Annotated in this window: 23 protein-coding genes; 11 read left to right on the forward strand and 12 right to left on the reverse strand. The window is 71.2% G+C overall.

The annotated features are described in order from the left end of the window. Both ACFQ7F_RS18075 and ACFQ7F_RS18080 read right to left on the reverse strand, forming a co-directional pair. On the reverse strand, window positions 1–1,128 hold a 1,128-nt coding region (locus ACFQ7F_RS18075; protein ID WP_383271403.1), incomplete at its 3' end, for a sensor histidine kinase. Between the two features lie 74 nt (window positions 1,129–1,202). After that, the gene (locus ACFQ7F_RS18080) at window positions 1,203–1,871 is read right to left on the reverse strand and encodes a response regulator transcription factor (RefSeq protein WP_383271405.1); all 669 of its coding nucleotides are present in this window, start codon (window positions 1,869–1,871) and stop codon (window positions 1,203–1,205) included. A 140-nt stretch (window positions 1,872–2,011) separates the two neighbouring features. Here ACFQ7F_RS18080 and ACFQ7F_RS18085 point away from each other — a divergent pair, with 140 nt between their 5' ends. From ACFQ7F_RS18085 to ACFQ7F_RS18100, 4 genes are read left to right on the forward strand one after another with little or no spacing between them, the layout of a single operon-like run. Continuing rightward, complete coding sequence (locus ACFQ7F_RS18085) at window positions 2,012–2,500, forward strand: hypothetical protein (protein WP_383271407.1); 489 nt, start codon at window positions 2,012–2,014, stop codon at window positions 2,498–2,500. Next, complete coding sequence (locus ACFQ7F_RS18090; RefSeq protein ID WP_383271409.1) at window positions 2,497–3,564, forward strand: peptidoglycan-binding protein; 1,068 nt, start codon at window positions 2,497–2,499, stop codon at window positions 3,562–3,564. The genes ACFQ7F_RS18085 and ACFQ7F_RS18090 overlap by 4 nt, the downstream gene beginning before the upstream one ends. Then, complete coding sequence (locus ACFQ7F_RS18095) at window positions 3,561–4,271, forward strand: ABC transporter ATP-binding protein (protein WP_383271411.1); 711 nt, start codon at window positions 3,561–3,563, stop codon at window positions 4,269–4,271. The genes ACFQ7F_RS18090 and ACFQ7F_RS18095 overlap by 4 nt, the downstream gene beginning before the upstream one ends. Next, window positions 4,268–5,485 carry an ABC transporter permease gene (locus ACFQ7F_RS18100; protein ID WP_383271413.1) on the forward strand — a complete coding sequence of 406 codons (1,218 nt, stop codon included), beginning with the start codon at window positions 4,268–4,270 and terminating at the stop codon, window positions 5,483–5,485. The genes ACFQ7F_RS18095 and ACFQ7F_RS18100 overlap by 4 nt, the downstream gene beginning before the upstream one ends. A 204-nt stretch (window positions 5,486–5,689) precedes the next feature. Here the strand turns inward: ACFQ7F_RS18100 and ACFQ7F_RS18105 are convergent, their stop codons facing one another. Further along, complete coding sequence (locus ACFQ7F_RS18105) at window positions 5,690–7,072, reverse strand: PAS domain-containing protein (RefSeq protein ID WP_383271415.1); 1,383 nt, start codon at window positions 7,070–7,072, stop codon at window positions 5,690–5,692. 548 nt (window positions 7,073–7,620) lie between these two features. Here ACFQ7F_RS18105 and ACFQ7F_RS18110 point away from each other — a divergent pair. Continuing rightward, the gene (locus tag ACFQ7F_RS18110) at window positions 7,621–8,271 is read left to right on the forward strand and encodes a dihydrofolate reductase family protein (protein ID WP_383271417.1); all 651 of its coding nucleotides are present in this window, start codon (window positions 7,621–7,623) and stop codon (window positions 8,269–8,271) included. A gap of 40 nt (window positions 8,272–8,311) precedes the next feature. On the opposite strand, the gene ACFQ7F_RS18115 is transcribed toward ACFQ7F_RS18110, so the two are convergent. The 3 genes from ACFQ7F_RS18115 to ACFQ7F_RS18125 form a co-directional block, all read right to left on the reverse strand. Then, entirely contained in the window at window positions 8,312–9,934 is a 1,623-nt protein-coding gene (locus ACFQ7F_RS18115) for a transporter (protein WP_383271419.1), read from the reverse strand. Continuing rightward, window positions 9,931–10,722 (reverse strand): ABC transporter ATP-binding protein, encoded by a 792-nt coding sequence (locus ACFQ7F_RS18120; RefSeq protein ID WP_383271421.1) that lies wholly within the window; start codon window positions 10,720–10,722, stop codon window positions 9,931–9,933. The genes ACFQ7F_RS18115 and ACFQ7F_RS18120 overlap by 4 nt, the downstream gene beginning before the upstream one ends. 100 nt (window positions 10,723–10,822) lie before the next feature. After that, window positions 10,823–11,488, reverse strand: a complete 666-nt coding sequence (locus ACFQ7F_RS18125) for a bifunctional DNA primase/polymerase (protein ID WP_383271423.1) — start codon at window positions 11,486–11,488, stop codon at window positions 10,823–10,825. A 292-nt stretch (window positions 11,489–11,780) separates the two neighbouring features. Between ACFQ7F_RS18125 and ACFQ7F_RS18130 the strand changes: the two genes are divergently transcribed. Then, the gene (locus ACFQ7F_RS18130) at window positions 11,781–13,169 is read left to right on the forward strand and encodes a transcriptional regulator (protein ID WP_383271425.1); all 1,389 of its coding nucleotides are present in this window, start codon (window positions 11,781–11,783) and stop codon (window positions 13,167–13,169) included. A gap of 290 nt (window positions 13,170–13,459) precedes the next feature. Then, window positions 13,460–15,379: a hypothetical protein gene (locus ACFQ7F_RS18135; protein ID WP_383271427.1), complete on the forward strand. Its 1,920-nt coding sequence runs from the start codon at window positions 13,460–13,462 to the stop codon at window positions 15,377–15,379. A 30-nt stretch (window positions 15,380–15,409) separates the two neighbouring features. Here ACFQ7F_RS18135 and ACFQ7F_RS18140 read toward each other — a convergent pair whose 3' ends face one another. Further along, on the reverse strand, window positions 15,410–16,711 hold the full coding sequence (locus ACFQ7F_RS18140) for an ABC transporter substrate-binding protein (RefSeq protein ID WP_383271429.1): 1,302 nt from the start codon (window positions 16,709–16,711) through the stop codon (window positions 15,410–15,412). 111 nt (window positions 16,712–16,822) lie between these two features. On the opposite strand from ACFQ7F_RS18140, the gene ACFQ7F_RS18145 reads away from it, so the two are divergent. Next, window positions 16,823–17,326 carry a hypothetical protein gene (locus ACFQ7F_RS18145; protein WP_383271431.1) on the forward strand — a complete coding sequence of 168 codons (504 nt, stop codon included), beginning with the start codon at window positions 16,823–16,825 and terminating at the stop codon, window positions 17,324–17,326. Window positions 17,327–17,405: 79 nt separating this feature from the next. Then, window positions 17,406–18,290: a formyltetrahydrofolate deformylase gene (gene purU / locus ACFQ7F_RS18150; protein WP_383271433.1), complete on the forward strand. Its 885-nt coding sequence runs from the start codon at window positions 17,406–17,408 to the stop codon at window positions 18,288–18,290. A 57-nt stretch (window positions 18,291–18,347) separates the two neighbouring features. Here purU and ACFQ7F_RS18155 read toward each other — a convergent pair whose 3' ends face one another. Then, window positions 18,348–19,655, reverse strand: a complete 1,308-nt coding sequence (locus ACFQ7F_RS18155; RefSeq protein ID WP_383271435.1) for an MDMPI N domain containing protein — start codon at window positions 19,653–19,655, stop codon at window positions 18,348–18,350. Further along, the gene (locus tag ACFQ7F_RS18160) at window positions 19,652–20,251 is read right to left on the reverse strand and encodes a sigma-70 family RNA polymerase sigma factor (RefSeq protein ID WP_383271437.1); all 600 of its coding nucleotides are present in this window, start codon (window positions 20,249–20,251) and stop codon (window positions 19,652–19,654) included. The genes ACFQ7F_RS18155 and ACFQ7F_RS18160 overlap by 4 nt, the downstream gene beginning before the upstream one ends. A 243-nt stretch (window positions 20,252–20,494) precedes the next feature. Here ACFQ7F_RS18160 and ACFQ7F_RS18165 point away from each other — a divergent pair, with 243 nt between their 5' ends. After that, complete coding sequence (locus ACFQ7F_RS18165) at window positions 20,495–20,869, forward strand: STAS domain-containing protein (protein ID WP_383271439.1); 375 nt, start codon at window positions 20,495–20,497, stop codon at window positions 20,867–20,869. Window positions 20,870–20,919: 50 nt separating this feature from the next. Here the strand turns inward: ACFQ7F_RS18165 and ACFQ7F_RS18170 are convergent, their stop codons facing one another. Together ACFQ7F_RS18170 and ACFQ7F_RS18175 are read right to left on the reverse strand one after the other, a co-directional pair. Then, a complete protein-coding gene (locus ACFQ7F_RS18170; protein ID WP_383271441.1) occupies window positions 20,920–23,196 on the reverse strand; it encodes an FtsX-like permease family protein in 2,277 nt (758 codons plus the stop codon). Then, complete coding sequence (locus ACFQ7F_RS18175; RefSeq protein WP_383271507.1) at window positions 23,193–23,918, reverse strand: ABC transporter ATP-binding protein; 726 nt, start codon at window positions 23,916–23,918, stop codon at window positions 23,193–23,195. The genes ACFQ7F_RS18170 and ACFQ7F_RS18175 overlap by 4 nt, the downstream gene beginning before the upstream one ends. Window positions 23,919–24,309: 391 nt before the next feature. On the opposite strand from ACFQ7F_RS18175, the gene ACFQ7F_RS18180 reads away from it, so the two are divergent. Beyond that, window positions 24,310–24,822, forward strand: coding sequence for an EF-hand domain-containing protein (locus tag ACFQ7F_RS18180; protein WP_383271443.1), 513 nt, complete (start codon window positions 24,310–24,312; stop codon window positions 24,820–24,822). A 27-nt stretch (window positions 24,823–24,849) separates the two neighbouring features. Here ACFQ7F_RS18180 and ACFQ7F_RS18185 read toward each other — a convergent pair whose 3' ends face one another. After that, window positions 24,850–26,451, reverse strand: coding sequence for an AMP-binding protein (locus ACFQ7F_RS18185; RefSeq protein ID WP_383271445.1), 1,602 nt, complete (start codon window positions 26,449–26,451; stop codon window positions 24,850–24,852). Between the last annotated feature and the right edge of the window lie 35 nt (window positions 26,452–26,486).

The raw sequence follows: 26,486 nt of genomic DNA on the forward strand, positions 1-26,486 counted from the left end.
CGCCCGTGTGCCGTGCGCGCGGGCGATCGCGGCGACGATGGACAGGCCGAGGCCCGCACCCTCACCGCGCGCGTGGGTACGTTCCCGCAGGCGCCGGAAGGGCTCGAAGAGGCGCGGCACTGTTTCCGGCGGGACGACGGGCCCGGTGTTGGTGACCTCGATGCCGTCGGGCCCTGTGCGCACATCGACCCGCCCGCCCTTGACGTTGTAGTCCACGGCGTTCGCCACCAGGTTGTGCACGAGGCGGTCGAGGAGAACCCCGTCGCCCTGCACGGTGAGCGGCTCCGCGTGCAGGGAGAGGGTGACGTCCCGCTCGGCGGCCCGCCCCGCGAGCCCCCGTGTCACCGCGTCGGCAATGACGTCCAGGGCGATCGGCTCACGCCGCTCTAGACCCTGCTCCGAGGTGGCGAGGAGCAGCAGCCCCTCGATCAGATGCTCGCTGTCGTCGGCGACGGAGATGAGCTTCGTACGGATGCGGGCCACCTGTTCCGTGTCGGGCTCCCCGGCGAGCCCGATCTCGGCGGCGGCCCGCTGGACGGCGAGCGGGGTGCGCAGCTCGTGCGCGGCATTGGCGGCGAACCGCTGCTGCGCCCCGACCAGTCGCTCTATCCGACCGAGCATCTCGTCGAAGGTGTCGGCCAGCTGCTTCAGCTCGCCGGGCGGGGCGTCGAGCGCGATCCGCTCGTGCAGGTTCTCGCCGGACAGGCGCCGCGCGGTGCCGGTGATCACGGCCACCGGGTGCAGGACGCGGCCCGCCATCCACCAGGCGAGCAGGATGGAGAGCGCCGCGTAGACGAACAGCACGATGACGGACACGGTGAGCAGCCTGCTCAGGGCAGCCTGCTCGGCGACATCGCTGATCTTCGTGATGGCGAGCCCCGGAGTGACTTCGCGGAACGTGCCGTCGTCGGCGGGCATCGGCTTCGCGACCGACGCGGACGCGGCCGGGGTGGGCATCCGCCAGGGCGGATGCATTCTGCGGGCGGGGACGGCGGTGGTGACGGCGGTGCTGATGGAGGAGTAGAGACCCTGGCGCACCAGGAAGTAGACGAGCCCGGTGAGCAGCGCGCCCGCGAGGAGGAGCATGCCGCCGTAGAGGGCGGTGAGTCGGGCACGTTCGCTGCGCATGGCCGGGCGGCGCATCATCCGGACACGGGCCGGGGCGCGGCGCCCCACCCCAAGCCGGTCCACGCGAAGCCGCCTCACGCCGACCGGCCCGTGATCCGGTAGCCCGCACCCGGGACCGTCTCCACCACCGGCGGTTCGCCCAGCTTGCCGCGGAGTTTGGAGAGGGTGACGCGGACCGCGTTCGTGCGGTAGCTGGTGTCCTCCTCCCAGACCTGTTCGATCAGGTCATCGCCGCTCACCACCGCGCCGTCCGCCCGCAGCAGCGCCTCAAGGACCGCGAACTCCTTGCGGGAGAGCGCGAGATGGCGACCCTCACGGCTGGCCTGGCGGCGGGCCGTGTCCAGGACAAGGCCCGCGCGTTCGATGACGGGCGGGAGCGCGGGGCGCGTGCGGCGGCCGAGGGCGAGAACACGGGCGAGGAGTTCGTCGTACGCGAAGGGCTTGGTCAGATAGTCGTCGGCGCCCAGGCCGAGGCCCGCGACCCGCTCCCGGATCGTGGCCGACGCCGTCAGCATCAGGACCCGGGTGAGCAGCCGCTGCGAGACCACCCTGCGGCACACCTCGTCGCCGTGCAGGCCAGGCAGGTCCCGGTCCAGGATGACGACGTCGTACTCGCCGAGCTGTAGCTTGCGCAGCGCCGTCAGGCCGTCGGCCGCGACATCGACCGCGAGCGCGTCGCGGCGCAGCCCGTCGGCGATCATCTCGGCCAGGAATTCCTCGTCCTCCACCAGCAGTACGCGCATGCGGCCCTGTGTACCTGAAGTGCACCTTTCGTCGGTGTAAGCGTCTCCGTTGAGAGAAACGAAACCTCGCTTCCCGCGAGCCTGAGCGCCACAACGCGACCAGTGACGCGACCAGTGACGTGATCAGTGAAGGGGACGCCATGAGGACTCGTACGCGCTCAGGAGCCATCGCGACGGGGTTCGCCGCACTCGCCCTGTTCGCCGGAGCCTGCTCCTCCGGCGGCGGCGAAAGCAGCAGCCAGGACAAGGCCGACGGCGGCAAGGGAAAGCAGGCCGACGCCGCCTTCAAGGAGCGCGAGTGCCTGCGCAAGCACGGCCTCAAGGTGTCCGAGCCCAAGTCCGGCGAGGACGCCCGCGGGATCACCATCGGCGGTGACATGAGCAAGGAGAAGATGCAGGCCGCCATGAAGGCCTGCACCGGCAAGGGCGGCAGCGCGGGCGCCGGAGCGCCCTCGCAGGCCGACAAGGACAAGATGCTGAAGTACGCCCGGTGTATGCGCGAGAACGGCTACAACATGCCCGACCCGAAGTTCGACGGCGGCGCCATGGAAGCCCAGAAGATGCCCGAGGGCGCCGAGGCGAAGAAGATGGAGAAGGCCGCCAAGGCGTGCAAGGACATCGTCGCGTGAGGCGCCGCACCGCCGTCGTCGCCACCGTCGTGGCCCTGCTCGCGATCACCGGAGGCGGCGTCGCCGTCACCGCGCTCGCCGACAACGGCAAGGACGGATCCGTGCGCCAGGACGCCGGACTCCCGCCCGCCACCGCCCCCGTCGAACGCGGCGACCTCAGCAGCGGAACCCAGACCGACGGCACCCTCGGCTACGCCAAGGAACGCAAGATCAACGCGGGCACCACAGGCACCCTCACCTGGTCCACGGGCAACGGCTCGACGATCGAACGCGACGGGCGCCTGTACGAGGTCAACGGCATCCCGGTACGCCTCATGTACGGCACCGAGCCCATGTACCGCACGCTGAAGAGCGGCGACGAGGGCAACGACGTACGGCAGCTCGAGGAGAATCTCCAGGCGCTCGGGTACGGGGCCGGACTCGCCGTCGACGACGAGTACACGGCGGGTACGGCGGCCGCCGTCAAGCAGTGGCAGAAGGCGCACGACGAGAAGCGGACGGGCCGCGTCGGCCCCGACCAGATCGCCTTCTCGCCGGGCGGCGTCCGCGTGAAGTCCACCGAGTCGGCCGTCGGCGACCAGGTCGCGCCGGGCAAGCCGGTGCTCGCCACGACGGGCGCCGAGCGGGTCGTACGTTTCCAGCTCGACGTCGCCGAGGGGAAGCTCGCCAAGGTGGGTACCAAGGTCACCGTGGACCTGCCGGACGGCTCGACGGTCAAGGGCGAGGTCGCCTCCGTCGGCAAGACCGCCAAGCCGGGCGACGACCCGGCCGACAAGACCCCCAAGATCCCGGTGACGGTCTCCTTCGACGACCCCGGCAAGGTCGACGGCTTCGACCAGTCCCCGGTGACGGTCAACCTCACCGGAGAGACCCGCGAGAACGTCCTCTCCGTCCCCGTCAACGCCCTGCTCGCACTGCCCGGCGGCGGCTACGGCGTCCAGGTCGTCGAACACGGCCGCGCCCGCCAGGTGAAGGTCGAACTCGGCATGTTCGGTCAGGGGCGGGTCGAGGTCACCGGCGGCGGCCTGAAGGACGACATGTTGGTCGGGGTACCCAAGATATGAGAGACACGAGCGCCGTCGTGGAGTTGGGCGGGGTCACCAAGGAGTACCCGGGCGGTGTCGCCGCCCTGCGCGGAGTGGACCTGAAGGTGGAGGAGGGCGAACTCCTCGCCATCGTCGGCCCCTCCGGGTCCGGCAAGTCGACGCTGCTGCACATCATCGGCACCCTCGACCGCCCATCGGAAGGCTCGGTGGCCATCGCGGGACACGACGTCGCCACGCTCGCCGACCGCAGCCTCTCCGCGCTGCGCGCACGGCACATCGGCTTCGTCTTCCAGGCGTTCCACCTGGTGCCGGGGATCAGCGCGCGCGACAACGTGGCGGAAGGGCTCCTGTACTCCGGCCTCTCGCGCGGGGAGCGCCGAGCGCGGGCCGCGGAGGCCCTCGACCGCGTCGGCCTCGCCGACCGCATGAAGCACCGCCCGCACGAACTCTCCGGCGGCCAGAAGCAGCGCGTCGCCATCGCGCGTGCGGTGGTCGGAGCGCCGGACCTGCTCCTCGCCGACGAGCCGACCGGGGCGCTGGACTCGGCGTCCGGCGAAGCGGTGATGGAGCTGCTCCACGACCTCAACGCGGAAGGCTCGACGATCGCCGTCATCACGCACGACACGGAGATCGCGGAGAGGCTGCCGCGACAGGTGCGGATCCGGGACGGGCAGGTGGTGGCGGATACAGGCGCCGTGGTTGGCGAGGGGGTGCTCGCCGGATGATCCGTACGAAGAAGGTCAGGAGTACGCGGCTGAAGGCGGCGCGGCTCGGACCCCGGGACGTCCTCCACGTCGGCTCGGCGGGACTGCGCAGCCGCCCCGTGCGGGTCGTCCTGTCGGCGCTCGGCATCGCCATCGGGATCGCCACGATGATCGCGGTGGTCGGCATCTCCTCCTCCAGCAAGGCGCAACTCATGCGCGAACTGGACGAATTGGGCACGAACATGCTGGTGGCTTCCCCCGGGGAGCCCATGTTCTCCGGGGAGAAGGTGGTGCTCCCGCGTGACGCGGCGGGCCGGGTCTCCCGCGTGGAGGGCGTACGGGACGTAGGAGCGACCGGTGACCTCGAACGCAGTGTGCGGCGCAGCGAGAAGATCCCCGAGGACGAGACCGGCGGCATCTCCGTCAAGGCGGCGACCGAGGGCCTGCTGAAGGTCCTTCGCGGCGAGACGGGACACGGCACGTGGTTCAACGCGGCCAACAGCCGCTACCCGTCGATCGTCCTCGGCCACGTCGCGGCCGACCGCCTCGGCATCACGGAGCCCGGCCAGCAGGTCTGGGTGGACGACCGCTACTTCACGGTCGTCGGCATCCTCGACCCGCTGCCGCTCTCGCCGGACGTCGAGCGCTCGGCCCTGGTGGGCTGGGAGGCGGCGAAGAGCGAGCTCGGCTTCGACGGCCGCCCGACATCGGTGTACGAGCGGTCGACCGACGACTCGGTGCACGACGTCCGCAGCCTGCTCGCCGCCTCGATCGACCCGGAGAACCCGCGCAACGTCCAGGTGACGGACCCCTCTTCGGCACTCAAGGCGAAGGCGGCCACGGAGGGCGCGTTCTCCACGCTCCTCCTCGGCCTCGGCGGAATCGCCTTGCTCGTGGGAGGAGTCGGAGTAGCCAACACCATGATCATCTCGGTCCTGGAGAGACGGTACGAGATCGGTCTGCGCCGCTCGATGGGCGCGACGAAGGGACAGATCCGGATCCAGTTCGTGACGGAGTCCCTGATGCTGTCCGGCCTCGGCGGCCTGGCGGGCATCGCACTGGGCGCGGCGGCGACCGGCGCGTACGCGGCGTCGGGCGGACTCCCCTGGGTGGTCCCCTTGTGGGCGGTGAGCGGCGGCTTCGGCGCGACGCTGGTCATCGGCACGGTGGCGGGCCTGTACCCGGCGGTACGGGCGGCACGCCTCTCCCCGACGCTGGCGCTGCACGCGGCTTAGTCGGGCCCCTGGGCCTGGGACCGGGGCGCGGGGCCTGTCGGACTGGTGGGTGGTGCGCCTGGACCGCCGCTTCGCGACGGATATCTCCCGCCCATCCACCCGATCACCCGGGGTTTCGGGCGGGTGGGCGGGAAAAAATCGCCGCGAAGCGGCGCCCTGGAAGCCCGCACCCCGCATGAGGTGAGCCCGCCCCCCCGCACAGGCTCACCCCGCGCCCAACACCCCCGCCAGATCAAGCGAAGCCGCAACCCTCGCCGAGACGCTCTCCGCATACGTCGCGTCCGCCCGTTCGAACTGGGTGCGGCTCGCACCCCGGAGGAACGTCACCACCCCCAGCGTCCTGCCCCGGCTGCGCAGCACCGTGCACAGGGCGTGGACGGAGTCCTCCGGCCACTGCCTGGCCGCCGCCCACCCCCGGGCGCGCTCGGGGGGCGCGGTGCCCGCGCTGGCCCGTACGGAACCCACCCGGTCCACGCACTGCGGGGCCGGGTGGCCCTCCAGATAGCGGACGGGCAGGCCCGCCTTGGCCACCGGCAGACACGGCCCCGGGGCGCCTGCGGGCGTGGCGGCGACACGGATGAGCCGCACCGGCTCCCCGTCCGCCGTCTGGGAGGCCACCAGGTCGATCAGCGCGTGGTCGGCGAACCCGGCAAGGGCGAAGTCCAGCTGGACCGTCGCCGCCTCGGTCGGGTCCTCGCACTCGCCCGCCGCCCGCGAGGCCCGGTGCAACTGCTGCGAACGGAAGCGCAACTGCGCCGCCTCCTGCTCCGTCTGCTTGGCCTCCGTGACGTCCAGGAAGAGCCAGGCGACCCCCAGGGGCACCGGCTCCTCCGCGAGCGGCGATGCGAGCCGCAGGAAGCCGCTGCGCCAGCAACGCCGCTCCGGCTCACCGCTCTCCGTGGCCCGCACGGACAGCCACATCTCGGCGGGCGCGGGCGGCGCCCCCTCGGCGAGCACATGGCTCAGCGCGCTCTCCAGCTCCTCCACGCCCTGCCCGAGCAATTCCCCCAGGGGCCGCCCCAGCAGAGCCGTACGCCCCATCCCCAGGGCCCGCGCGGCATGTTCGTTCGCCACGGCAGGACGGAGATCGGCGTCGACGAGCACCACACCCCACGACGCGTTCTCGAGCAGGGCCTCGCTCAGCGCGATGGACCGCTCCAGGTCGATCTGCGCGTGGACCTCGCTGAAGGCGCAGTACACCCCGGCGGGCTTACCGTCCCCGCCCCGCACGGCCGCGGACTGGGTCCGCACGAGCACCCGCCCGCCGTCCTTCGTCAGGAGCGCGAACTCGTGCACCTGCCGCCCGTGCGCGTCCATGGCCGACAGGAGCCGCGCCTCGACCTCCTCGGCGTCGGCCGTCCGCACCGCCCATCCCGAGAACCCCTGCCGCCCGACGGCCTCCGCCGCCGACCAGCCGAGAATCCGCTCGGCCTCACGATTCCAGTGCGTCACCACCCCATCGGCATCGAACGCACACAACGCGGCGTCCATCCCGTCAAGCAATGCCGCAAGCAATTCGGCCCCACCGGGCCCGGGTTCTTCAGGCCCGAGCTCATCGGTGGTCCCACTACGCCGGGAAGCACTCACCTGGCACCCCCTGCAGGCCGTGTCCTCATGAGCTGCATGTTCTGCGACTTACGCATGTACCGCACGTCAGATCATTGAACTCGAACGTGACGCAGCCCACAGGTACTTCCCAGAAGTTGGACGAAATCGTTGCCCCCAAAGGCTCGAGCGAAGCTCCCCAAAAATCGCTTGTGCGACGGACAGGCCCGTTCCTAGGGTGGCACGTACACACGAAGGGAGGTGGTTCGGCAGATGTATGGAAACCGGACGCGTGAGGTGACTGCGGGCTAGTGGCCCGTCGTCGCAACTCGATTTCGGCGCCGGACCAGCACGTGTGATGTGCGTGCAACCGGCCCAATCCCAAGCAGTCACCCGACCCGCGAGCCGCCGGTGAGTCCGGCCGGCTTCCCGCCGTCCCGTACGGCGGGGACCACGGCTCGCGGGTCGTCTGCGTTCCCTGGCTCCAATAAAAGTTGTCGGCCGCTGTCGATCCGGCCCCATCTCGTTCGACGTCATGGTGTGCGGCACCCCGCCGCGCGATGACGTGACAGGAACTGGCGAGGGAAGACGTGGATCAACTGCTGAGAGTCATGAACTTCAACGTCTCGGGTGACGGCATCGGTGCCGGTGCCGGTGAGCACCAGAGGCTCGATCTGCCGTTCGGCCTCGACCGTCCCGAGAGGCTGTTCTCCTGGGCCGGAGCCACCGCGAGCTGGCCCATGCGTACGGATTCCGGAGGGAGCCGGGGTCTCGACGACTACTTCACGCGGGACTTCGCACGCAACGTCGGCGCCGAGATCATGGGCCGCAACAAGTTCGGGCCCCAGCGCGGGCCCTGGCAGGACCATGAGTGGCAGGGCTGGTGGGGGGACGAGCCCCCGTTCCACACACCGGTGTTCGTCATGACCCATCACGAGCGGCCGTCGTTCACGCTCTCCGACACCACGTTCCACTTCGTCGACGGCGATCCGGCCGCGGTCCTCGAACGGGCGCGGGAAGCGGCGCGGGGCAAGGACGTCCGACTCGGCGGCGGGGTCAGCACCATCCGGCAGTTCCTCGATGCCGATCTCGTCGACACCCTGCATGTGGCGGTGGCGCCGATACAGCTCGGGTCCGGACTGCGCCTCTGGGATTCCCCCGACGAACTGCTCGACCGGTTCCACCTGGAGGTCGTGCCGAGCCCGAGCGGCGTGACGCACCACCTGTTCTGGCGAAGGTGACCCCCCGCACCCCCGCACCCCGGCACAGCACCGGCGCCTCTCAGCCCCTGCTGACCGCCGTCAGGATCTCCGGCAGCCGCCGCGCCACCCTCGGCGCCGCCAGTCGTACGCCGAAGTACGTGATCGCGGCTCCGTAGGCCCCGCCGAGGGGCAGCAGCAGCCACGTCCAGGAGTCCGCGCCCGATACGTGCAGCCAGATGGTGAAGGCGATGACCGGGGCGCAGAGCAGGGCCGCGGCGACCATTCCGCCGAAGATCGAGATCCAGGCCAGGCCCGCCTGCCCGGGGGCCACGTTCTTGTAGCCCTCCTGCGGGATCGAGTACGGGAAGCGGGCCGATGTCCACGCGCCCGTCGCCAGCATCGCGCCGAGCAGGGCGAAGGAGAGGCCGAGCGCCTCCGGCAGGCCGGTCCAGTCGCCGAGCACGGCCGCCGTGATGACCGTCACCAGGGTGGCGTACGGAACGGTGATCACTATCAGTGCCAGTGCGCGGGCGCGGAGTTCGATGTACGCGTCGTACGTCGACGAGATCGTCGTCGCGACCATCCAGAACGCCGAGGTGTCCTGGCCGAACTGGTTGTACATCAGGACGCCGAGCATCCCGGCCGCGAAGCACGCGAAGTAGATCGACCCTGTGCCCTGCAGGGCGTTGAAGAGCGGCACGATGAGCCCGATGGCCAGGGATGTCACCCAGGCCGCCTTCGTCTTCGGGTCGCGCCACACGTAGCGCAGGCTGCGTTCCATGACCGTGCCGGTGCGCCCGCCGGGCAGCAGCCTGCCCGGGCCGCGCGCCGCGCGGCCCTTGGTGGGTTCCGCCGCCGCGAGCGTCGAGCCGTCGGGGGTCGTCATGAGGTGGGTGAGGCTGCGTTGCCAGAGGGCGAGGAGGGCGGCGAGCGCGGCGGCGCTCAGGGCCAGTTGCGCGATCCCCGCCGCGTACGATCCCTCGCTCACGGAGTCGACGGCGCCGATCGCCGAGGCGGGCGGGATCCAGCGGATGACGTCCGCCGTCGGTTCGAGTTGCGAGAGGCCCGATGAACCGAGCCGCTGCGCCCCGAAGTTGACGAGCTGCGCGCCGATCGCGATGACCAGGCCGCTCAGAACGGCAAGGTCGCGCCCCTTGCGGCTGGTCAGGAGGCGGATGTTGGCGGCGGCGACGGTGCGCGCGAGGGCCACGCAGACGAGCAGGGTCAGCGCGATGGCGATGACGCCGGTGACGGCCGCCGCCGCACCGTGTGCGAGGGAGATGACCGAGCCGAGGGCGAGGCAGAGGGTGAAGAGCGGGCCGATGCCCACCAGGGACGCCACGAGGAGGGCGCGCACCAGTGGCCGCGGGCGCAGCGGCAGCATCACCAGGCGGGTGGGGTCGAGGGTCTCGTCGCCGCTGGGGAAGAACAGCGGCATCACCGCCCAGCCGAGCGCGAGCACCGCGGTGAGCAGGACGGAGACGGTGGCGGCGTGTTCGTTGCCGCGCAGGGCGATCAGGCCGAGGAGCTGGAGTGCGGCGACGAGGAGCGCCGCGACGACGGACGCGATGTAGGCGGCGCGGCGTCCGGACGACTGGTGCAGGCCGTTGCGCAGAAGCGAGAGCTTGAGACGTACGAAGACGGGGGTGATGGAGGGGGCGGAGGCAGGGGCGGGCGCGGACGTCGTCGTCGGCGCGCTCATCGGGTGCCGCCGCCCAGCCAGTCGAGGTGTGAGCCGTTGTCGCGTCCGTTGGCGCCGACCAGCTCCAGGAACGCCTCCTGGAGCGAGGGTGCGGCGCCGCGCACCTCGGCGAGGGTGCCCTGGGCGCGGATGCGTCCCGCCGCCATCACGGCGACCCAGTCGCAGAGCGATTCGACGAGTTCCATGACGTGCGAGGAGAAGACGACGGTGGCGCCGGATGCGGTGTAGCGCTCCAGGACGCCGCGGATGATCTGTGCGGACACCGGGTCGACGCCCTCGAAGGGCTCGTCGAGGAAGAGGACTTCGGGGTTGTGGAGCAGGGCCGCGGCGAGGCCGATCTTCTTCCGCATGCCTGTCGAGTAGTCGACGACCAGTTTGTGCTGGGCGCCCGCGAGGTCCAGTACGTCCAGGAGCTGGGTCGCCCTCTTGTCGACCTCGTCGCCGGGGAGCCCGCGCAGCCGTCCGGTGTACGCGAGGAGTTCGCGCCCCGAGAGGCGCTCGAAGAGGCGAAGCCCTTCGGGGAGGACGCCGATGCGGGCCTTGACCTGGACGGGGTCGGCCCATACGTCGTGGCCGACGACCTCCACGGTGCCTTGATCCGGGCGGAGGAGTCCGGTCACCATGGAGAGGGTGGTGGTCTTGCCCGCGCCGTTCGGGCCGACGAGGCCGATGAACTTGCCCGCGGGGAGGGTGAGGTCGATCCCGGCGACGGCGACTTGCTGGCCGAAGGCCTTCCACAGTCCCTGTACCCGTACCGCCGGTGGTGCTGCCGATGCTGGCTCGCTCACCGTGTCCGCCCTTCGTCGCCGCCGCTGGATTCGCACGATACGTCCTGCGCACCGCCGATCACCGGCTCCGCCGAGTTCGCCCTCAATCGCCGGACAGGCTCTATCTGCGCGCCTCCCGCCCGCACGCGTACGCCAGCGGCGAGATGATCTCCTCCGCGTCGGGGAGCCACCGGTTCGCCGCGGTGGGGCGGCAGGCCCACTGCACGGCGCCGAACGCCCCGAACCGCGTGGGCGGCGCCGCCACGTACGCTCCCTCGCCCAGCGACACGAGGTCGATCGTGGCCGGCGGCCACCCCAGCTTGCGTACGAGGTCGGGCACCTTCGCGGTGGCTCCGGGGAGGACGAAGAACTGCATCCGGCGATCGGGCGTGCAGGTCACGGGGCCGAGTGTCAGCTCCATGCGCTCCATGCGGGCGAGCGCGAGGAACCCGGCCGTCTCCGGTACGTCGATCGCGTCGAACGTACGGCCTGTCGGCAGCAGGATCGAGGACTTCGGCTGCTTGGTCCACAGCCGCCTGGCCACGGTCGCGCTCCCCGTCGCCTGCGTCGCCCAGTCCTCGCGCGCCGGGTGCGAACCGGGCGTCGTACACGCGGTGTCACCGCACGAGCAGATTTCGGACCCCTCGACGGACTCGAGCCACGTCCCCGGGAACACGTCCCAGTGGCGCTCTTCCGCGTATCGCACGGCCGTGTCCAGCAAGGATTCTCCGCGCTGCTTCGGGATGTGCGCGGCTGACGTGACTCCCAAGGTCTCTTCCACGGACATCTCAACTCCGTCCGACACCTACGGTTACGGCCGTCGTGTGCGCGGGGGCGGAGCATCGATCCTGCATGTGGGGCGCATGGGTGCACGGGCGGGGGCGCGCATGGGGAATGGGTTCCATGTGCGGGTAGCCAAGACTGGGGCACTCCGAAGAAGCAGCCCGGTTACCGACTTATGGTCCGTTTGTGGTGCATCTTCCGTTTGTTCCAAGGGCATTGATCATCTGGGGTGGCTGATTCCGGCCTCTCCGTCCGGTCCGTCCAGATGAACCACGGTGCACATCAGGGGGTACGCCATGGCCGCAAGGCCGCTCGTCGCGCGGCAGCCCAATGAAAGGCTGCAGGCACTCATTCAGGAAGCGGGTTGCTCGAACGCGGGCCTGGCCCGCCGGGTCAACATGTGCGGCGCGGAGCATGGTCTCGACCTGCGCTACGACAAGACGTCGGTCGCCCGGTGGCTGCGGGGCCAGCAGCCGCGCGGCAGGGCGCCCGGCATCATCGCGGAAGCCCTCGGCCGCAAGCTGGGCCGGACCGTCACGATCGACGAGATCGGCATGGCGAACGGCAAGAACCTCGCGTCCGGCGTCGGTCTGCAGTTCTCGCCCACCGTGCTCGGCGCCATCGAGCAGGTCTGCGAGCTGTGGCGCAGTGACGTGGGGCGGCGGGACTTCCTGTCCGGTTCGTCGGTCGCCGCGTCCGCGCTCGTCGAGCCGAGCAGGGACTGGTTGATCTCGTCCCCTGACGCGCAGGTCGGGCGGATGGCGGGGCCGCGGGTCGGGCTCTGTGACGTGGCGGCGGTGCGGGCCATGACGGAGGCACTGACGAAGCTGGACCATCAGTACGGCAGCGGGCATGTGCGGCCGGTCGTCGTGCACTACCTGAACAGCGTGGTGTCGGGGCTGCTCGCCGGTTCGTACCGCGAGTCCGTGGGGCGTGAACTGTTCGCCGCCGTCGCGCGGTTGACGGAACTCGCCGGGTACATGGCGGTGGACACGGGCCAGCCGGGCCTGGCCCAGCGCTACTACATCCAGGCGCTGCGGCTCGCGCAGGCCGCGGGCGACCGGGGTTACGGCGGCTATGTCCTTGCCGCGTCCATGAGCCATCTCGCGGCCCAGCTGGGAAATCCGAGAGAGATCGCGCAGTTGGCGCGGGCGGCCCAGGAGGGGACGCGCGGCCGGGTCACCCCGCGCGCGGAGGCCATGTTCTACGCCGCCGAGGCGAGGGGGCACGCGCTGCTCGGGGACGGGCGGTCGACGCAGGTGGTCGCGGGCCATGCGGTCGAGGCGATGGACCGGGCGGCGGGGCAGGCGGAGTCGGGCGACGACCCGGTGTGGATCCGGCACTTCGACCACGCGTATCTGGCCGATGAACTCGCTCACTGTCACCGTGACTTGGGGCAGGCGGACGCGGCGGCGCGCAGCGCGGAGGAGTCTCTCGCGGGGCATCCCGAGACGCGGGCGCGGCGGCGGGCGATCGGTCTCGTCCTGCTCGCCACCGCGCAGGTGCAGCGGCGGGACGTCGAGCAGGCGTGCCACACGGGCCTGAAGGCGGTCGAACTCCTCGGCACGCTGCGGTCCAACCGCGGCGCGGAGTACCTGGAGGACTTGCAGGACCGGCTCGCGCCGTACCGGGAGGAGCCGGTGGTAAGGGAGTTCGGGGCGCGAGTGGACATCCAGGCGGCGTGAAGGGGCGCGGGCCGGGCGCGGGATCGGTGCGGGATCGGGCGCGTGAAGAATTTGTGATGTGTGTCGCGCAACAGTGAACGTGGCCCGTCCCCGCCCTTTCCGTACCGTGAATGTCCAACTTCCGTGCGCGAGCGATCCTTCCTGGTGACGTAACCAGCGTTTCGCGGAGAGCTTTTGTTACTTCCGCGATTTATGCGGCTACAGAGGTTTGAGCTGCGTAGCAGAGGGCTGTGGGGACCCGGTAGCGTGAGCCGACGGTTCCGTAGGTTCCCCCATATGTAGGAGTCCCGGTGACGCAGCAGAGCGGGCATGGCGCCGCTTCCTCCGATCCGCATCCCGCGGACCGGCACGCGCACGAAGGCATCGTGCTGCCTGCCGACGGAAGCGAGCCGTTGATGCCCGGCACCACCGGCGACCACGTGGCCCCTCCCGGCGGCAGCCCCTGGGGCCAGCCGTGGGGCCCGGCACCGGCGGACCCGCAGCCCGGCTCCGGCCAGGCGTGGGACTCCGCGGCCGGCCAGCAGCAGTCCTACGGCGCGGGCACCCCGCTGCCCGCCGAGGGCGCGCAGCATCAGGGCTATCCGCAGGGCCCTTCTTACGGGGGCCAGCAGTCTTACGAGGGCCAGCAGTCCTACGGTGGCCAGCAGTCCTATGGGGGCCAGCCCTCGGACGCTTCGTACGCTCCGGGCGCTTCGTACGGAGGGCAGCCCTCGGGCGCCTCGTACGGCGGCCAGGCGCAGGGTGCCGGGTACGGCGGACAGCCCCAGGGCGGGCCGTACGCGGGCCAGGCTCAGGGCGGCCAGCACGCGGGTCAGCATGCGGGCCAGCACGCCGCCGACGGCCCCTACGCGGGGCCGGGCGCGGGCGGGGCCCACGCGGGGCAGCCCGCCGACGCCGCGTACCCCGGACAGCCGGGACAGCCGCTTCCCCCGGCCGGTCAGGCAGGGCAGTCAGGTCAGGCAGGGCAGTCAGGTCAGGCAGGGCAGGCGGGGCAGCTTCCGCCTGCCGTCCAGGCCGGGCAGCTTCCCCCCGGCGGCTCCGGCGCGGGCGCACCGCTGCCGCCCGTCGCAGGTGCCGTCGCACCGCTGCCGCCCGTCGCCCCGGGTGACGCGGACGCGACGCAGTACATACCCGCGGTGCCCGGCAACGGAGCCGGGGTCGACGAAGGTGCCACGCAGTACATACCGCCCGTGGCCCCCGGCGCCCTGCCGCCCGAGGCGCCCGCCGGAGAGGCCACGCAGTTCCTGGGGCGCTCGCCCATGCCGGGCGCGCCGATGCCCCCCGCGGCCGGTTCCGACAGCGAGCCCACGCAGTACATCGCCCCCGTGCCCGCCGAACCCGGCAAGGCACCCTTCGGGATACGGCCCGGCGCCCCGGGTGACCGGCAGCCGCCCGCCGAGTTCGACAGCCTCTTCCGCACCGAGCAGCCGGAGCCCGAAGGCCCCGCGTCGACGCAGCAGATGCCCCGCTTCGAGCCGCCGCAGCCCGCCGCCCAGGCCCAGGCCCCCGCGTACGGGGACGGCGGAGGCGGAGGACGTGCCGCGCGCCGAGCCGCTGCCGCCGCCCCCGCGTCGCGCGGCGGGGGCCGCACCGGCTCGAAGGTGCCGCTCTTCGCGGCCATCGGTGTCGTCATCGCACTGATCGGCGTCGGAGCGGGCGCCCTCCTCAGCGGCGGCGGTGACGAGGAGAAGGAAAGCCCCAAGACCGTCTCCGAGTCCGCGCCGTCCGACGAGAAACCCTCGCCGACCGTCGACCCGGCCAAGGAGCAGGCCGTCGCCCTGGACAAGCTCCTCGCCGACAGCAACAACAGCCGCGACTCGGTGATCGCCGCCGTCCGCAACGTAGGAAAGTGCGACAACCTCGGTCAGTCGGCCACCGATCTGCGCAACGCGGCCAAGCAGCGCAACGGCCTGGTCACGCGCCTTTCGCAGCTCTCCGTGGACAAGCTCCCGGCCAACGCCCAGCTGACCGCGTCCCTCACCAAGGCCTGGAAGGCGTCCGCCGCGGCCGACAACCACTACGCCGCGTGGGCGGGCCAGGTCGCGGGCAAGAAGGGCTGCAAGAAGGGCCGCGCCCACGGGACGCCGCAGGCGGTCGCCGGGAACAAGTCGAGCGGCGAGGCGACCACGGCCAAGCAGGAAGCGGCCGGGCTGTGGAACACCATCGCCAAGCAGTACGGGCTCACCACGCGCGACAAGTCACAGCTGTAGGACACCGACGGTGTGGGGTCCTGCAGCGGGTTACTGCACCCGCTCCAGGGTCTTCGAGACGTTCACGAAGCCCTTGCGCGCGGGCACCAGGCGGCCGTCCCGCACCACCTGGAACGTGATGTCGGCGTTGATCAGGCGCGGGAAGTCGCTCGCCGCGAGCATGTCCTTGAAGCGCCAGCTCAAGGTGGGCGTGAGGCCGCCCGTCTCGACCTTGAGCCCTTGGTCGAGGGCCCGCCGCAGCGTCCGCGACGAGACCTCGCCGCCGTCGAGCGACTCGACGGCCTTCTTCAGGACGGTGTAGGCGATCCATGTCGTCTGCACGCCCGCGTCCGTCGGGTCGATCCTGTTGTCGCCGAAGGCCTGCCGGCGGATGGCCTCGCGCATCTCGTCCCAGCGGGCATCGCTCGCCGCCGGGTACCAGCCGGTGACGTAGGCGCCTTCGTACGGTCCTTCGCCGCCGCCCGTGCGGTCGACGAGGGACTGGTCGACGCTGCCGAGCACGGAGGAGATCTTCGTGGTCGGGTACGTGTCCCGGGTGCGCCGGTAGGAGTCGTAGAACGTGTCCGTGCGCTCGCCGAGCGCCGCCGTCACACAGCCGCCGGTGCCCGCGCGCTGCAGTGCCTGCTCGGCCTGGCCCGTGAAGTCGGTGCCGTCCTCGGGTGCCCGGATGTCGGCGGATGGCCTCCGGTGGCCTTCGGTGAGGCCCGCGTCCAGGAGCTTGTGGAGATCGTCGCCTGCGATCGTGTCGGGGCGTACGAGGGAGACGCGTTCGCAGCGGGCGGCGAGCTGTCTGCCGTTGCCCGCCATGAGCGCCGGCTGGCCGCCGTTGACGGGGTACGACAGGGGGCTGCTGAACTCCTCGTCGGTGACGCCGTATCCGCCTATGTAGGGGATTCCGGCGACCTGGAGGGGGGAGAGGAAGGACTGGCCGTGCTGGCTGTAGGAGCCGACGACGGCCGCGACCTCCTTGTCGACCGCCTCGCGGGCGCAGTCGGCGGCGCCCACCGGGTCGTTGTGGTCGTTGCAGGTGATGACCTTGAGCTTGTGGCCGTCGAGCCCGCCGTTCGCGTTGACCCAGCGCGCGTAGGCCTGCGCCATGGCGGGGATGCCGGGTTTGTTGGTCGCCTTGGTCTTCTCGGGGGCCCAGGTCATGACGGTCACGGGGTCTTCCCTGGATCCCCCCGTGGAACCAGGGATGACCCCGCACGCGGTGGTCAGGGACGCACAGACCGCCACCAGGGCGACCGCGGCGAGCGATGCGGTCTTGGAGGGGCTTGAGGGGCTTGAGGGGCGGCGGGGGAGCAAGGTGCGTCGCGAGGCGGGCATGGTCATGCACGATTCCGCCGCAGTGCCAACCATGGAGTGACGCGCTCTCAACGCATGGTGACAAGAAGGTGAATGGCAGGGGCCGATTCGGCGGCGCGAAGGGGGAACGTACGATCGATGACCGTGCAAGGTTCGGAGAACTCTTCCCGTCGCGGCAGTCGCTCAAGCACCATGGGCGGCATGCCAACGAACGACATGCCGTGGTGGCGCTGGCGCAGCAACGTGCGCTCGGCGCTGCACATGCTCTCCGACCCGGGGTTCCAGCGTGAGTGCTGGCTCGCCGGGCGCGACGAGTACGGGGACGTGACTGACGCCGTATACCGCCTGGTCGAGGACACGTGGCTCGACAACTGGTCCGCCGAGAAGTACGTCGGGACGATCTTCCGCGATGCGGAGGAGGCGGCCCTCGTCGACGCTGCGGTGCTGAGGGTCCTGCGGATCATGCACGAGGTCGGGCCCGACGCGTTGGTCTCCGCCTATCTGGATCACCCGGGGTGGCCGGAGGCGGTCCGGGCGGCGCGGGAGGCCCATGTGCGGCTCTCCGTGAGTGACGGGGAAGAGCCGGATGTGCCGCCGCGGACGCTTGAGATCCTTCGGATCATGACGCGGGCCGCCAGCTAGGCCCTCACATGCGGCGGCCCGGTCCCGACCTCTGGAAGGGCGGACCAGGGGGGTGCCCGATTGTGGGAACCTTGGGCGCATGAACGAGCCGTCCGTCGCCGCGTCCGCCGACCCCGCTGAGCAGTACGTCCTCACCCTCGCCTGCCCGGACAAGCAGGGCATCGTGCACGCCGTGTCGAGTTACCTCTTCATGACCGGGTGCAACATCGAGGACAGTCAGCAGTTCGGCGACCGTGACACCGGTCTTTTCTTCATGCGCGTCCACTTCTCGGCGGAGCCGCCGGTGACGGTGGAGAAGCTGCGGGCGAGCTTCGCGGCGATCGGTGACTCCTTCCACATGGACTGGCAGCTGGGCCGCGCCGACGACAAGATGCGCATCGTCCTCCTGGTGTCCAAGTTCGGGCACTGCCTGAACGACCTGCTGTTCCGTTCGCGGATCGGCGCACTGCCGGTCGAGATCGCGGCGGTCGTCTCCAACCACACGGACTTCGCCGAGCTGGTCGCGTCGTACGGCATCCCCTTCCACCACATCCCGGTGACCAAGGACAACAAGGCGCAGGCCGAGGCGCAGATCCTTGAGGTCGTGCGCGGCGAGAACGTGGAGCTCGTCGTCCTCGCCCGCTATATGCAGGTGCTCTCGGACGACTTCTGCAAGCAGCTCAGCGGCCGGATCATCAACATCCACCACTCCTTCCTGCCGAGCTTCAAGGGTGCGAAGCCCTACCACCAGGCGCACGCGCGCGGTGTGAAGCTGATCGGCGCGACCGCGCACTATGTGACGGCGGACCTCGACGAGGGGCCGATCATCGAGCAGGAGGTCGAGCGGGTCGGCCACGACGTCACGCCGAACCAGCTGGTCGCGATCGGCCGTGACGTGGAGTGCCAGGCTCTTGCGCGGGCCGTGAAGTGGCATGCGGAGCGCAGGATCCTGCTGAACGGGCACCGCACGGTCGTCTTCGCCTAGCGGCGGCTCTTCGCTCGGCCCTCTGCATACGACATACGACACATATGGCTCGACGCCTTACATACGGCTCAGCGACGCCGCCGCGGACAGCACGTCCTTGATCGCCCTGCGGTCCCCGTCCTGCCCCGCTGCCGCCTCCTGGGGAGAAACATGGCCCGCGGCCAGGCGGCAGAACTCGACGCCGTCCAGCGCGACATGGGCCACCTCACGGTCCGCCGACGCCTCGGCGCCGGGGGAGTCGAGCGGGATGAACCACTCGCCGCCGCCCATGCCTTCGATCTCCAGGCGCAGGCTGCGGCCGGGAGCGCCCGCCGCCACCAGGCCGTGCGACGGGTCGGCGAGGCCAGAGCGGCGGCGCGCGGCGAGCGTGCCGGGGAGCAGCCGGGCGGCGAGGTCGATCATGCGGTGCAGATGGCGCGGGGACGGCGGCGCGTAGGGATAGTCCACGGCGTCGGCGATGTCGCCCGCGTGGATCCAGCACTCGAAGGCGCGGTCGAGCATCGAGTCCCGCAACGGCAGTTCGACGCGGCGGCCCTCGTCGTCCGGGGCGCTGTACGGAACGGCGAGGCGGCCCGAGCCGGGGCCGTACGCGCCGCCTGCCGTGAAGGACACCGTGCGGATCAGCTCATGGCTCTGCTCGCGCCAGGGGCCGCGCACCCCGCGCGTGGGCGGGAAGTACGAAGCGCTCCAGTAGGCCTCGGTGCGGCGGCTGGGGTCGGAGGGCGGCGTTCCCTCCCTGCCCAGCGGGTCGTCGAGGCCGAGGGCGAGCGCGACCAGGCCGTCGACGGCGAGGAGATGCGCGATCACCCCGGCCACCGTCGTCTCGCGGCTGACGGGGTGGTCCTCGTCGAACCACCGCAGCTGCACCGGAGCGTGCCACTCCGATGTGCCGATGTCGCGCAGGAGCGCGTCGAGCCGCGCGGTCTCCGCGTCGTACGGCATGGCCCACTCGGGTACCGGGATGCGTGGTGGGCGCCGCCCCAGGCAGCTCGCGATGACGCGGTTGCGCAGGCCCGGGTCGAGGTCGAGGCTCTCCTCCTGGTGCAGCAGGCCCACCGCGTCGCGCAGCCGCAGGGCCTCTTCCGCGCAGGGCCCGCAGTGCCCCAGGTGTTCCTCGACGGCGATGGCTTCGTCGACGGAGCAGGCGGCGAGAGCCCAGGCCCCGAGGAGGGACTTCAGAACGCGGTGGTCGAGGGCGAGGGGAGGATCGGGCAAGGGGTTGCCGGTGTCCTCTATGGAGGTGCGGGGCAGCGGTATGCGGGGCGGCCTGCGGGCGTCCTTCTGCTCGCCCCGGCCCTGCGCGCCCTCTCCGCTCTCGGGGCGGTTCGGTTCCTCGAACGGGTCTTGCCGGTCGGGCCCGTTCACAACGCTCTCCCGTAACCGGGAGGCGGGCCCGTCGCGGGATGCGGCTCCACGGGCCCCGCCACGTCGTTCGCGGTGGAGAGCAGCTGCAGGCCGAGCCGGAGACGGCGCCGCGCCTCGTCCTCCGTCACGCCGAGATCGGCCGCCGTCTGGCGGTAGTCGCGCCGCTGGAAGTAGGCGAGCTCGAGGGCGGCGCGCAGCGGGGCGGGCATGGCCGTGACGATGTAGTCCGCGCGGGCGGCGGCCGAGGCGCGGCGCACCTTGCGCTCCAGGTCCTCCGTGGTGCCTTCGCCGCCACGGGCGAGGGCGGCGGCCTCGGTCTGGCGCAGCCGCCGGACGGCCCGCTGGTGGGTGAGCGTGGCGACCCAGGAGCGCAGGGGGCCCTGCCTGGGGTCGTACGCGTCGGGGTTCTCCCAGATGTGGGCGAAGACCTCGCGGGTGAGCCGGTCGGCGGCGTCCTCGTCGCCGAGCACGCGGTGGGCGAGGCCGTGCACGAGCGAGGCGAAGCGGTCGTACAGCTCGCCGAGTGCGGCGGCCTCCCCGTGCGCAAGCCGCTGCTGCATGCGACGGTCCCAGCGACGCGGCGCGTCCTTCGCCATGCGGCCCCCTCGCGTGCCGTTCCTTGCTAACTCCCCATCGAATGTAGTCGCCACCGCCGACAACACGCTCCCTTTGCGGCAAAGTACGCCGCTGTCCGGCCTCGGATGATAGGGAAAGGCGTTCCTGGTGTTTCATGGGGAAGAGGTGGGGCAGCCGCGACGTACGCAGGAAGCGTAGGGAAGGCTTCCGCATAGGCGAGCAGAGCTACGAGCGAGCGGTATCAGCGAGCGAGAGGCGTGCGAGTGACGCTGCAGGTGGCGGTGGACGAGCAGGACGGCTGGGCCGTTCTGCGGGTGTCAGGCGAGATGGACCTGGTGACCTCGCCCATCGTGCGCCAGCGCGTGCACGACGCGGTGGCCGACGGTCGCCACAGCCTTGTCCTTGACCTCTCCGACGTCCTGTTCTGCGACTCGAGCGGCGTCGGCGTGCTGATAGCCACGCGCCGCCTGTTCCGCTCCTGCCAGGGCCGCCTGCGCCTGATCCTGCCCGCGAAGGGCGCCGAGGACGGCTCGCACGTGAACCGCGTCTTCGCCGCCCTCGGCGTACGCCGCCTCTTCGAGGTCTTCCCGGACGTGACGGCGGCGGTCGACGACGAGGCGATCCCGCTCTCCGCCTGACGCCGCCGCCCTCCGCGTGAGGCCGCCCGCCTCCGCTCGTACCCGGCAACTCAGTCCCGCCGGATCAGCTCCGGATCGATGCGCCGCCCCACCAGCGGCAGCGTCCCCGCGACCGCAAGGACGAGCACGCCGGCCATGGCCGCGACCAGGAGCGGCACCCCGGCCCCGTCCCAGAAGGTCTCGCCGCCGCCGGTGACCAGATAGGCGGACTCGGCGAGCTTCCCCGCGACGAGCGCGAGCAGCAGGCCCACGGCCAGCGGCAGCACGACCTGGGTGCACTGCACGAGACGCAGGGTGCGGGCCCGCGCACCGATCAGGGACAGCGCGGTGACCTGCGGGCGGCGCTCCACGGCCCGGTCGGTGACGGAGACGAGGAACGCCGCGACGCCGATGATCAGGCCCATCACCATGCCGAGCGCGAGCAGCGTCTCGATGACGGTGATCTGCTGGAGGCCGTCGATGTTGATGCCCGCCGGATCGACGTCGGCCGTGGGCGCGACGGCGCCGACGCGGTCGAGCACGTCCCGTACGGTCCCGGGGTCCGAGCTGCTCGTGAGGACGAGCGTGGCGGCGGTGGGCAGGGCGTGCGCCGGGAGTGCGGAGGGCGGGACCAGGAGGCCGGGACTCGGCATGTTGGTGACGTCGTACCCGTCGAACAGGACGGTGGCGTCGGGCACCTTCACCTTCAGCGAGGCGTGCTTGCCGCCCTGCTGCTGCTTCATCGCGTACGTGGAGGTCTTGATGGGCGACTCGGACACGTTCGGGTCCTGGAGCCGGAGCACCTTGCCCTCCTCGCAGCCCGCAGCGTGCTCCACCAGCTTCGCGAGCTGCGCGCAGGTGGCGACCAGGGCCGGGGCCTGCCAGTCGCCGCCCTCCTTGTCGGGGTCGGTGCGCGGATCCATCACGATCGCGTCCGCCCGCACGGCCGGAATGTCCCGCAGCCTGCCCTGCTGCTCCCCGCTGAGCTGCGAGAGCCGCAGGCCGTACTCCTGCACGGGCGAGTCGGAGCGGGTGATCTGCTGCTCCTCCACCAGAACGCCCTGCGCGAGCGACGCCGAGAACACGAGCAGGACGAGCCCCGTGACGACACGCATCGCGCTGCCCGGCTCGACCTCGTTGCGCCGCATGGCAAGGCTCAGGGCGAGATTGCCGGAGCGGGCGAGGCGGGTTGCGATGCCGTACGAGAGCAGCGGCATGACCGTCACCAGGCCGAGCCCGGTGAGCAGCACCCCGCCGGGCACCAGAAGGGAGTTGATGCCGGTGGACTGCGCGGGGTTGTCGGTGAGGCCGGTCGCGCTGTAGCCGACGACGATGCCGAGCCCGGTGACGAGCAGCAGGCCGCCCCAGACGCGGGGCGCTCGGGGGGCCGCGGTGCGCCGGGTGCTCAGCGGGTTGGTGGCCGCCGCGCGAGCGCTCCCGCGGCCGACGAACCAGGAGAGCGCCGTGCAGCCGATCAGGCAGACGGCGATCGTGGACGCGGAGAGCGCGCCGTCGGCCGGGTACCACTTGAGGCCCGGAAGGCCGGTCCTCGCCATGATCTGGTTGAGGAGCCAGAATTCGGCGAGGCCGATGAGCGCCCCCAGGAAGGCGGCGACGACGGTCTCGGCGGCGTTCACGCGCTGTGTGCCCTTGGTGCTCAGACCGAGCAGGCGCAGGGCGGCGAGGCGCCGGTTGCGGCTTGCTGCGGAGAGCTTGGCGCAGACCGAGAGGAAGACGCCCAGGGGCAGCAGCACGAGGGCGGCGAGGGCGAAGCGCAGGATGTCGAGGGTGGACTTCTCGACGGCGGTGGTGGGCGGGTGCTCGGATCCGAAGCTCTTCAACGCGCGTGCGTCGTCGCCGAGTCGGTCCTTGGTGGTGCCGACGTAGGCGTACAGCTCGTTCGGGTCGGTCAGGCCCGAGGGGCCGATCAGGCCCTTCTCCTCGCCGGGGAGCAGCCCTTTGAGGCCGGGCTCGCGGCGGAGCTGGTCGTGCAGTGCGGGGGAGACGAACACCTCGCCGGGTGCGGGGAGTTCACTCAGTCCTGGCGGTGGCCGTACGTCGGCGCCGTCCTTGCCGCGGGCGAGGAAGACGCGGCTGAACGGCTTCGAGCCGTGCGGGTCGGAGCGCTGGACGACGAGGGTGGGCTGCCCGGACTTCTTGCCGACGAAGACCTGCGGGTCGCGGTCGGCGGCCCGTCCGTCGTGGGCGCCCAGGATCGAGGGGATCGTCAGGACGAGCGCGAGGCAGCACACCCCGAGGGAGCCGCCGAGGGTCATGAGCAGGAAACGTACGCGGGAGCCGCGCCCGGAGCCGAAGAGGAGCCGCAGGCCGAGCAGGAACTCGCTCATGCCGGTGCGCCCTTCGTGGCGAGGACTCCGTCGGCCATCGTGTAGTTGTGGTCGGCCTGGGCCGCTACGGCCGCGTCGTGCGTGACCAGGAGGACGGCGGTGCCCTGCGAGCGGGCGAGGCCGAGGAACTCCTTGAGGACGGTGGCGGCGTTGGCGCTGTCGAGCGAGCCGGTCGGCTCGTCGGCGAAGACCACGGCCGGCTTGTGCACCAACGCCCGCGCCACGGCGACGCGCTGGCTCTGCCCTCCGGACACCTGCGAGGGCCGCCGCTCGCGCAGGTCGGCGATCCCGAGGCGGTCGAGCACCTCGGCGGCGGCCTTGAGCGCGGGGCGCTTGCGCTGTCCCGCGAGGCGCAGGGGCAGGGCGGTGTTCTCCTCGATGGTCAGCTCGGGGAGCAGCTCGCCGTACTGGAAGACGAAGCCGAAGCGCTCGCGGCGCAGCGCGCTGATGCCCTCGTCGTCGAGCTCGCCGTACGCCCGTCCCTCGAACCGCACCTCGCCGCGTGCGGGCGGCAGCACGCCCGCCAGGCAGTACAGGAGCGAGGACTTGCCGGAGCCGCTCGCCCCGGTGATCGCCGCGATCTCGCCGCGCGCCAGGGTCAGATGGGCGTCACGGACGGCGGTCGTTGAGCCGTAGGAGAGGTCGACTCCCGTGGCGCTGAGGACTTCTGACGTACTGCCTGACGTACTGCTCGACGTACTGATCGCTTCCCCCGACGACAGTTTGCTCAAGAAATGCAGGAACGTAGCACCCGGAAGCGACAGCGTCAGTTGAGATTTGGCGTGCACGGACCGTAGGGCATGTCTCGCTGTGTGTTCGCTTTGCGCGTCCGTAAATGATCTTTGACCGGATCATGACACTCGGGAGGTTTGGATCACTGGTCGTGGCCGCATGAAAGCGCGCACATCGGCAAGGTGTGTGACGAGGTCAAGGCGGACCCAAAAGATCACCAAGGATCGCCCCCTGGTACAACCTCTCTTGTTCCGGTCTTGGCACAAGCGTCGGCTTCACGCCTCCGGGCGGTCGCCGAAGACGTACGCTCGCTGCCAGAGACACCCGGGGAACCCCCTGTGCACACGCACCCAACCGCAGAAGTGAGGCGGCCCGAACACCATGGACAGTGCCGAGTACGAGCGTAAGATCGCGGCCCGTTTCGCCACCTTCGATCAAGATGGCAATGGCTACATCTCCCGTGAGGACTTCAGCACGGCGGCCGCCGCCCTGCTCACCGAGTTCGGCGCGAAGGCACGCTCCGAGAAGGGCCAGTCCCTCTACATCGGGGCCGAGGCCTTCTGGCAGGGCATGGCCGGGATCGCCGACCGTGACGGTGACCAGCGGATCACCAAGCCGGAGTTCGTGGGCGGCGCGGTGAAGCGCCTGCGGGACAACCCGGCCCGGTTCGCCGAGATCGCACGGCCCTTCCTGGACGCCGTGATCGCCGTCGCGGACGGCGACGGGGACGGTGCGCTCAGCCCCGGAGAGGTCGAGCGCGTCCTGAAGGCCTTCGGTGTCCCGACGGACATCGCGAGCGCCGCGGGCAGCTCGCTCGACACGGACGGGGACGGGCGTGTGACGGAGGAAGAGGTCGTCGCGGCGTTCGCGGCGTACTTCACCGTTCCTGAGTGAGCCGGGACGATCGGACCGGCTAGGGCCCTAGCCCCGCGCGAACCGCTCCCGCAGCTTGTACTTGAGCACTTTGCGCAACGTCTCGTTGCGGGGAAGGGCCTCCACCACCTCCAGTTGCTCCGGCAGCTTGTACGTGGAGAGCCCCTCCCCGCGCAGATACGCCGTCATGGAATCCAGGGTCAGGGCGGGGACATCGTCGCCCGCCGGTCGCTGCTCGATCACCGCGCAGACCCGTTCGCCCCGTTCGGGGTCCGGGAGGCCGATGACCGCCGCGTCCCCCACGGCCGGATGCCGGTGGAGCAGGTCCTCGATCTCCTTCGCGGAGATGTTCTCGCCCTTGCGGATGATGATGTCCTTGGCCCGGCCGGTCAGGACGAGGTGCCCCGTCGTCCGTACGTGCCCCAGGTCACCCGTGATCAGGAAGCCGTCCGCGTCGAAGACCCCCGCACTCTGCTCGGGGTCCACATATCCCTGGCAGACGGCCTCGCCGCGCAGCCGCACCTCGCCGTCGACACCGGCGGGCACCTCCTTGCCCTCGGCGTCCGTGATCCGGATCTCCATCCCCTTCGGCGGCAGCCCCTCCGTCGTCGCCAGGTTCTCGGCGGTGTCGTCCGGCGCGCCCATGGTGATCATCGGCACCTCGGTCATGCCGTAGCCGTGGGTGAGCTGGCAGCCCATCTCCCGTACGACCGCGTGATAGATCTCCGGCGGCTTCGGCGCCCCACCGCCCGCGAGGAGGCGCAGGGTGGGAATGACCCTCGCGCCCGGCGCCAGCTTGCGCTGCTCGGCGAGGAACATCGAGTAGAACGCGGTCGACCCGCCCGCCACCGTCACGCCGTGCCGCCGGTAGCCGTCGAGCGCGTCCGGCAGCGCGAAGTACTCGAACATGACCGCGGGGAAGCCGTACAGGAGCAGCATCACCGTGTAGTCGGGGCCCGCGATGTGCGCGAAGGGGAACGCCATCGAGCCGATGTCGTTCGCCGACAGATGCAGCGCGTGCGCGAGACACGAGCCGCCCGCTATCAGCGAACGGTCCGTGTGCAGCACGCCCTTGGGGTCGGACGTCGTGCCCGATGTCCAGTAGATCCAGCGCACCGACGTGCCGTCGGACGGCGGCGCGGGCAGCACGGAGGGATCGGCGTCCGGCAGATCGTCGTACGCGTACGCCTCGAAGACGCCCCGCGCGCCGAGCCGTCGCGCCATCTCGGTGTGGTCGAAGCCGCGCCACACCCCCGGCACGGCGAAGAACTCCGCCTTCGACTCCCGTAGTGCGAAGCCGACTTCGCGGTCGCGGTAGAAGGGGATGACCGGCGACTGGACCGCGCCGATACGGGCGAGCGCGAAGGAGAGCAGGGCGGTCTCGATGCGGGTGGGCAGCTGCCAGGCCACTACAGTGCCGGGGCGTACGCCCATTTCGTAGAGCCCGGCGGCCACGCGTTCGCACCGGTCGCGCAGCTCGCCGAAGGTGAGGCGCCGGTCGTCGGCGGGCAGGGCCCGGCCTGCGGACGCCTGGATCAGGACCGGGGCGTCGGGCGTGAGAGCGGCGCGGCGTTCGATGAGCTCCCAGAGGGTGCGGGAGGCGCCGAGTGCGTGCGCGGTCTCGTCGACTGCGTTCCCTGAGGCCTTCATGTGATCCCCTCGCGGCCGGAGTCCAGCGGGATGAG

Origin of the sequence: Streptomyces sp. NPDC056486, from assembly GCF_042795295.1 — a bacterium.
Classification (GTDB): Bacteria; Actinomycetota; Actinomycetes; order Streptomycetales; family Streptomycetaceae; genus Streptomyces.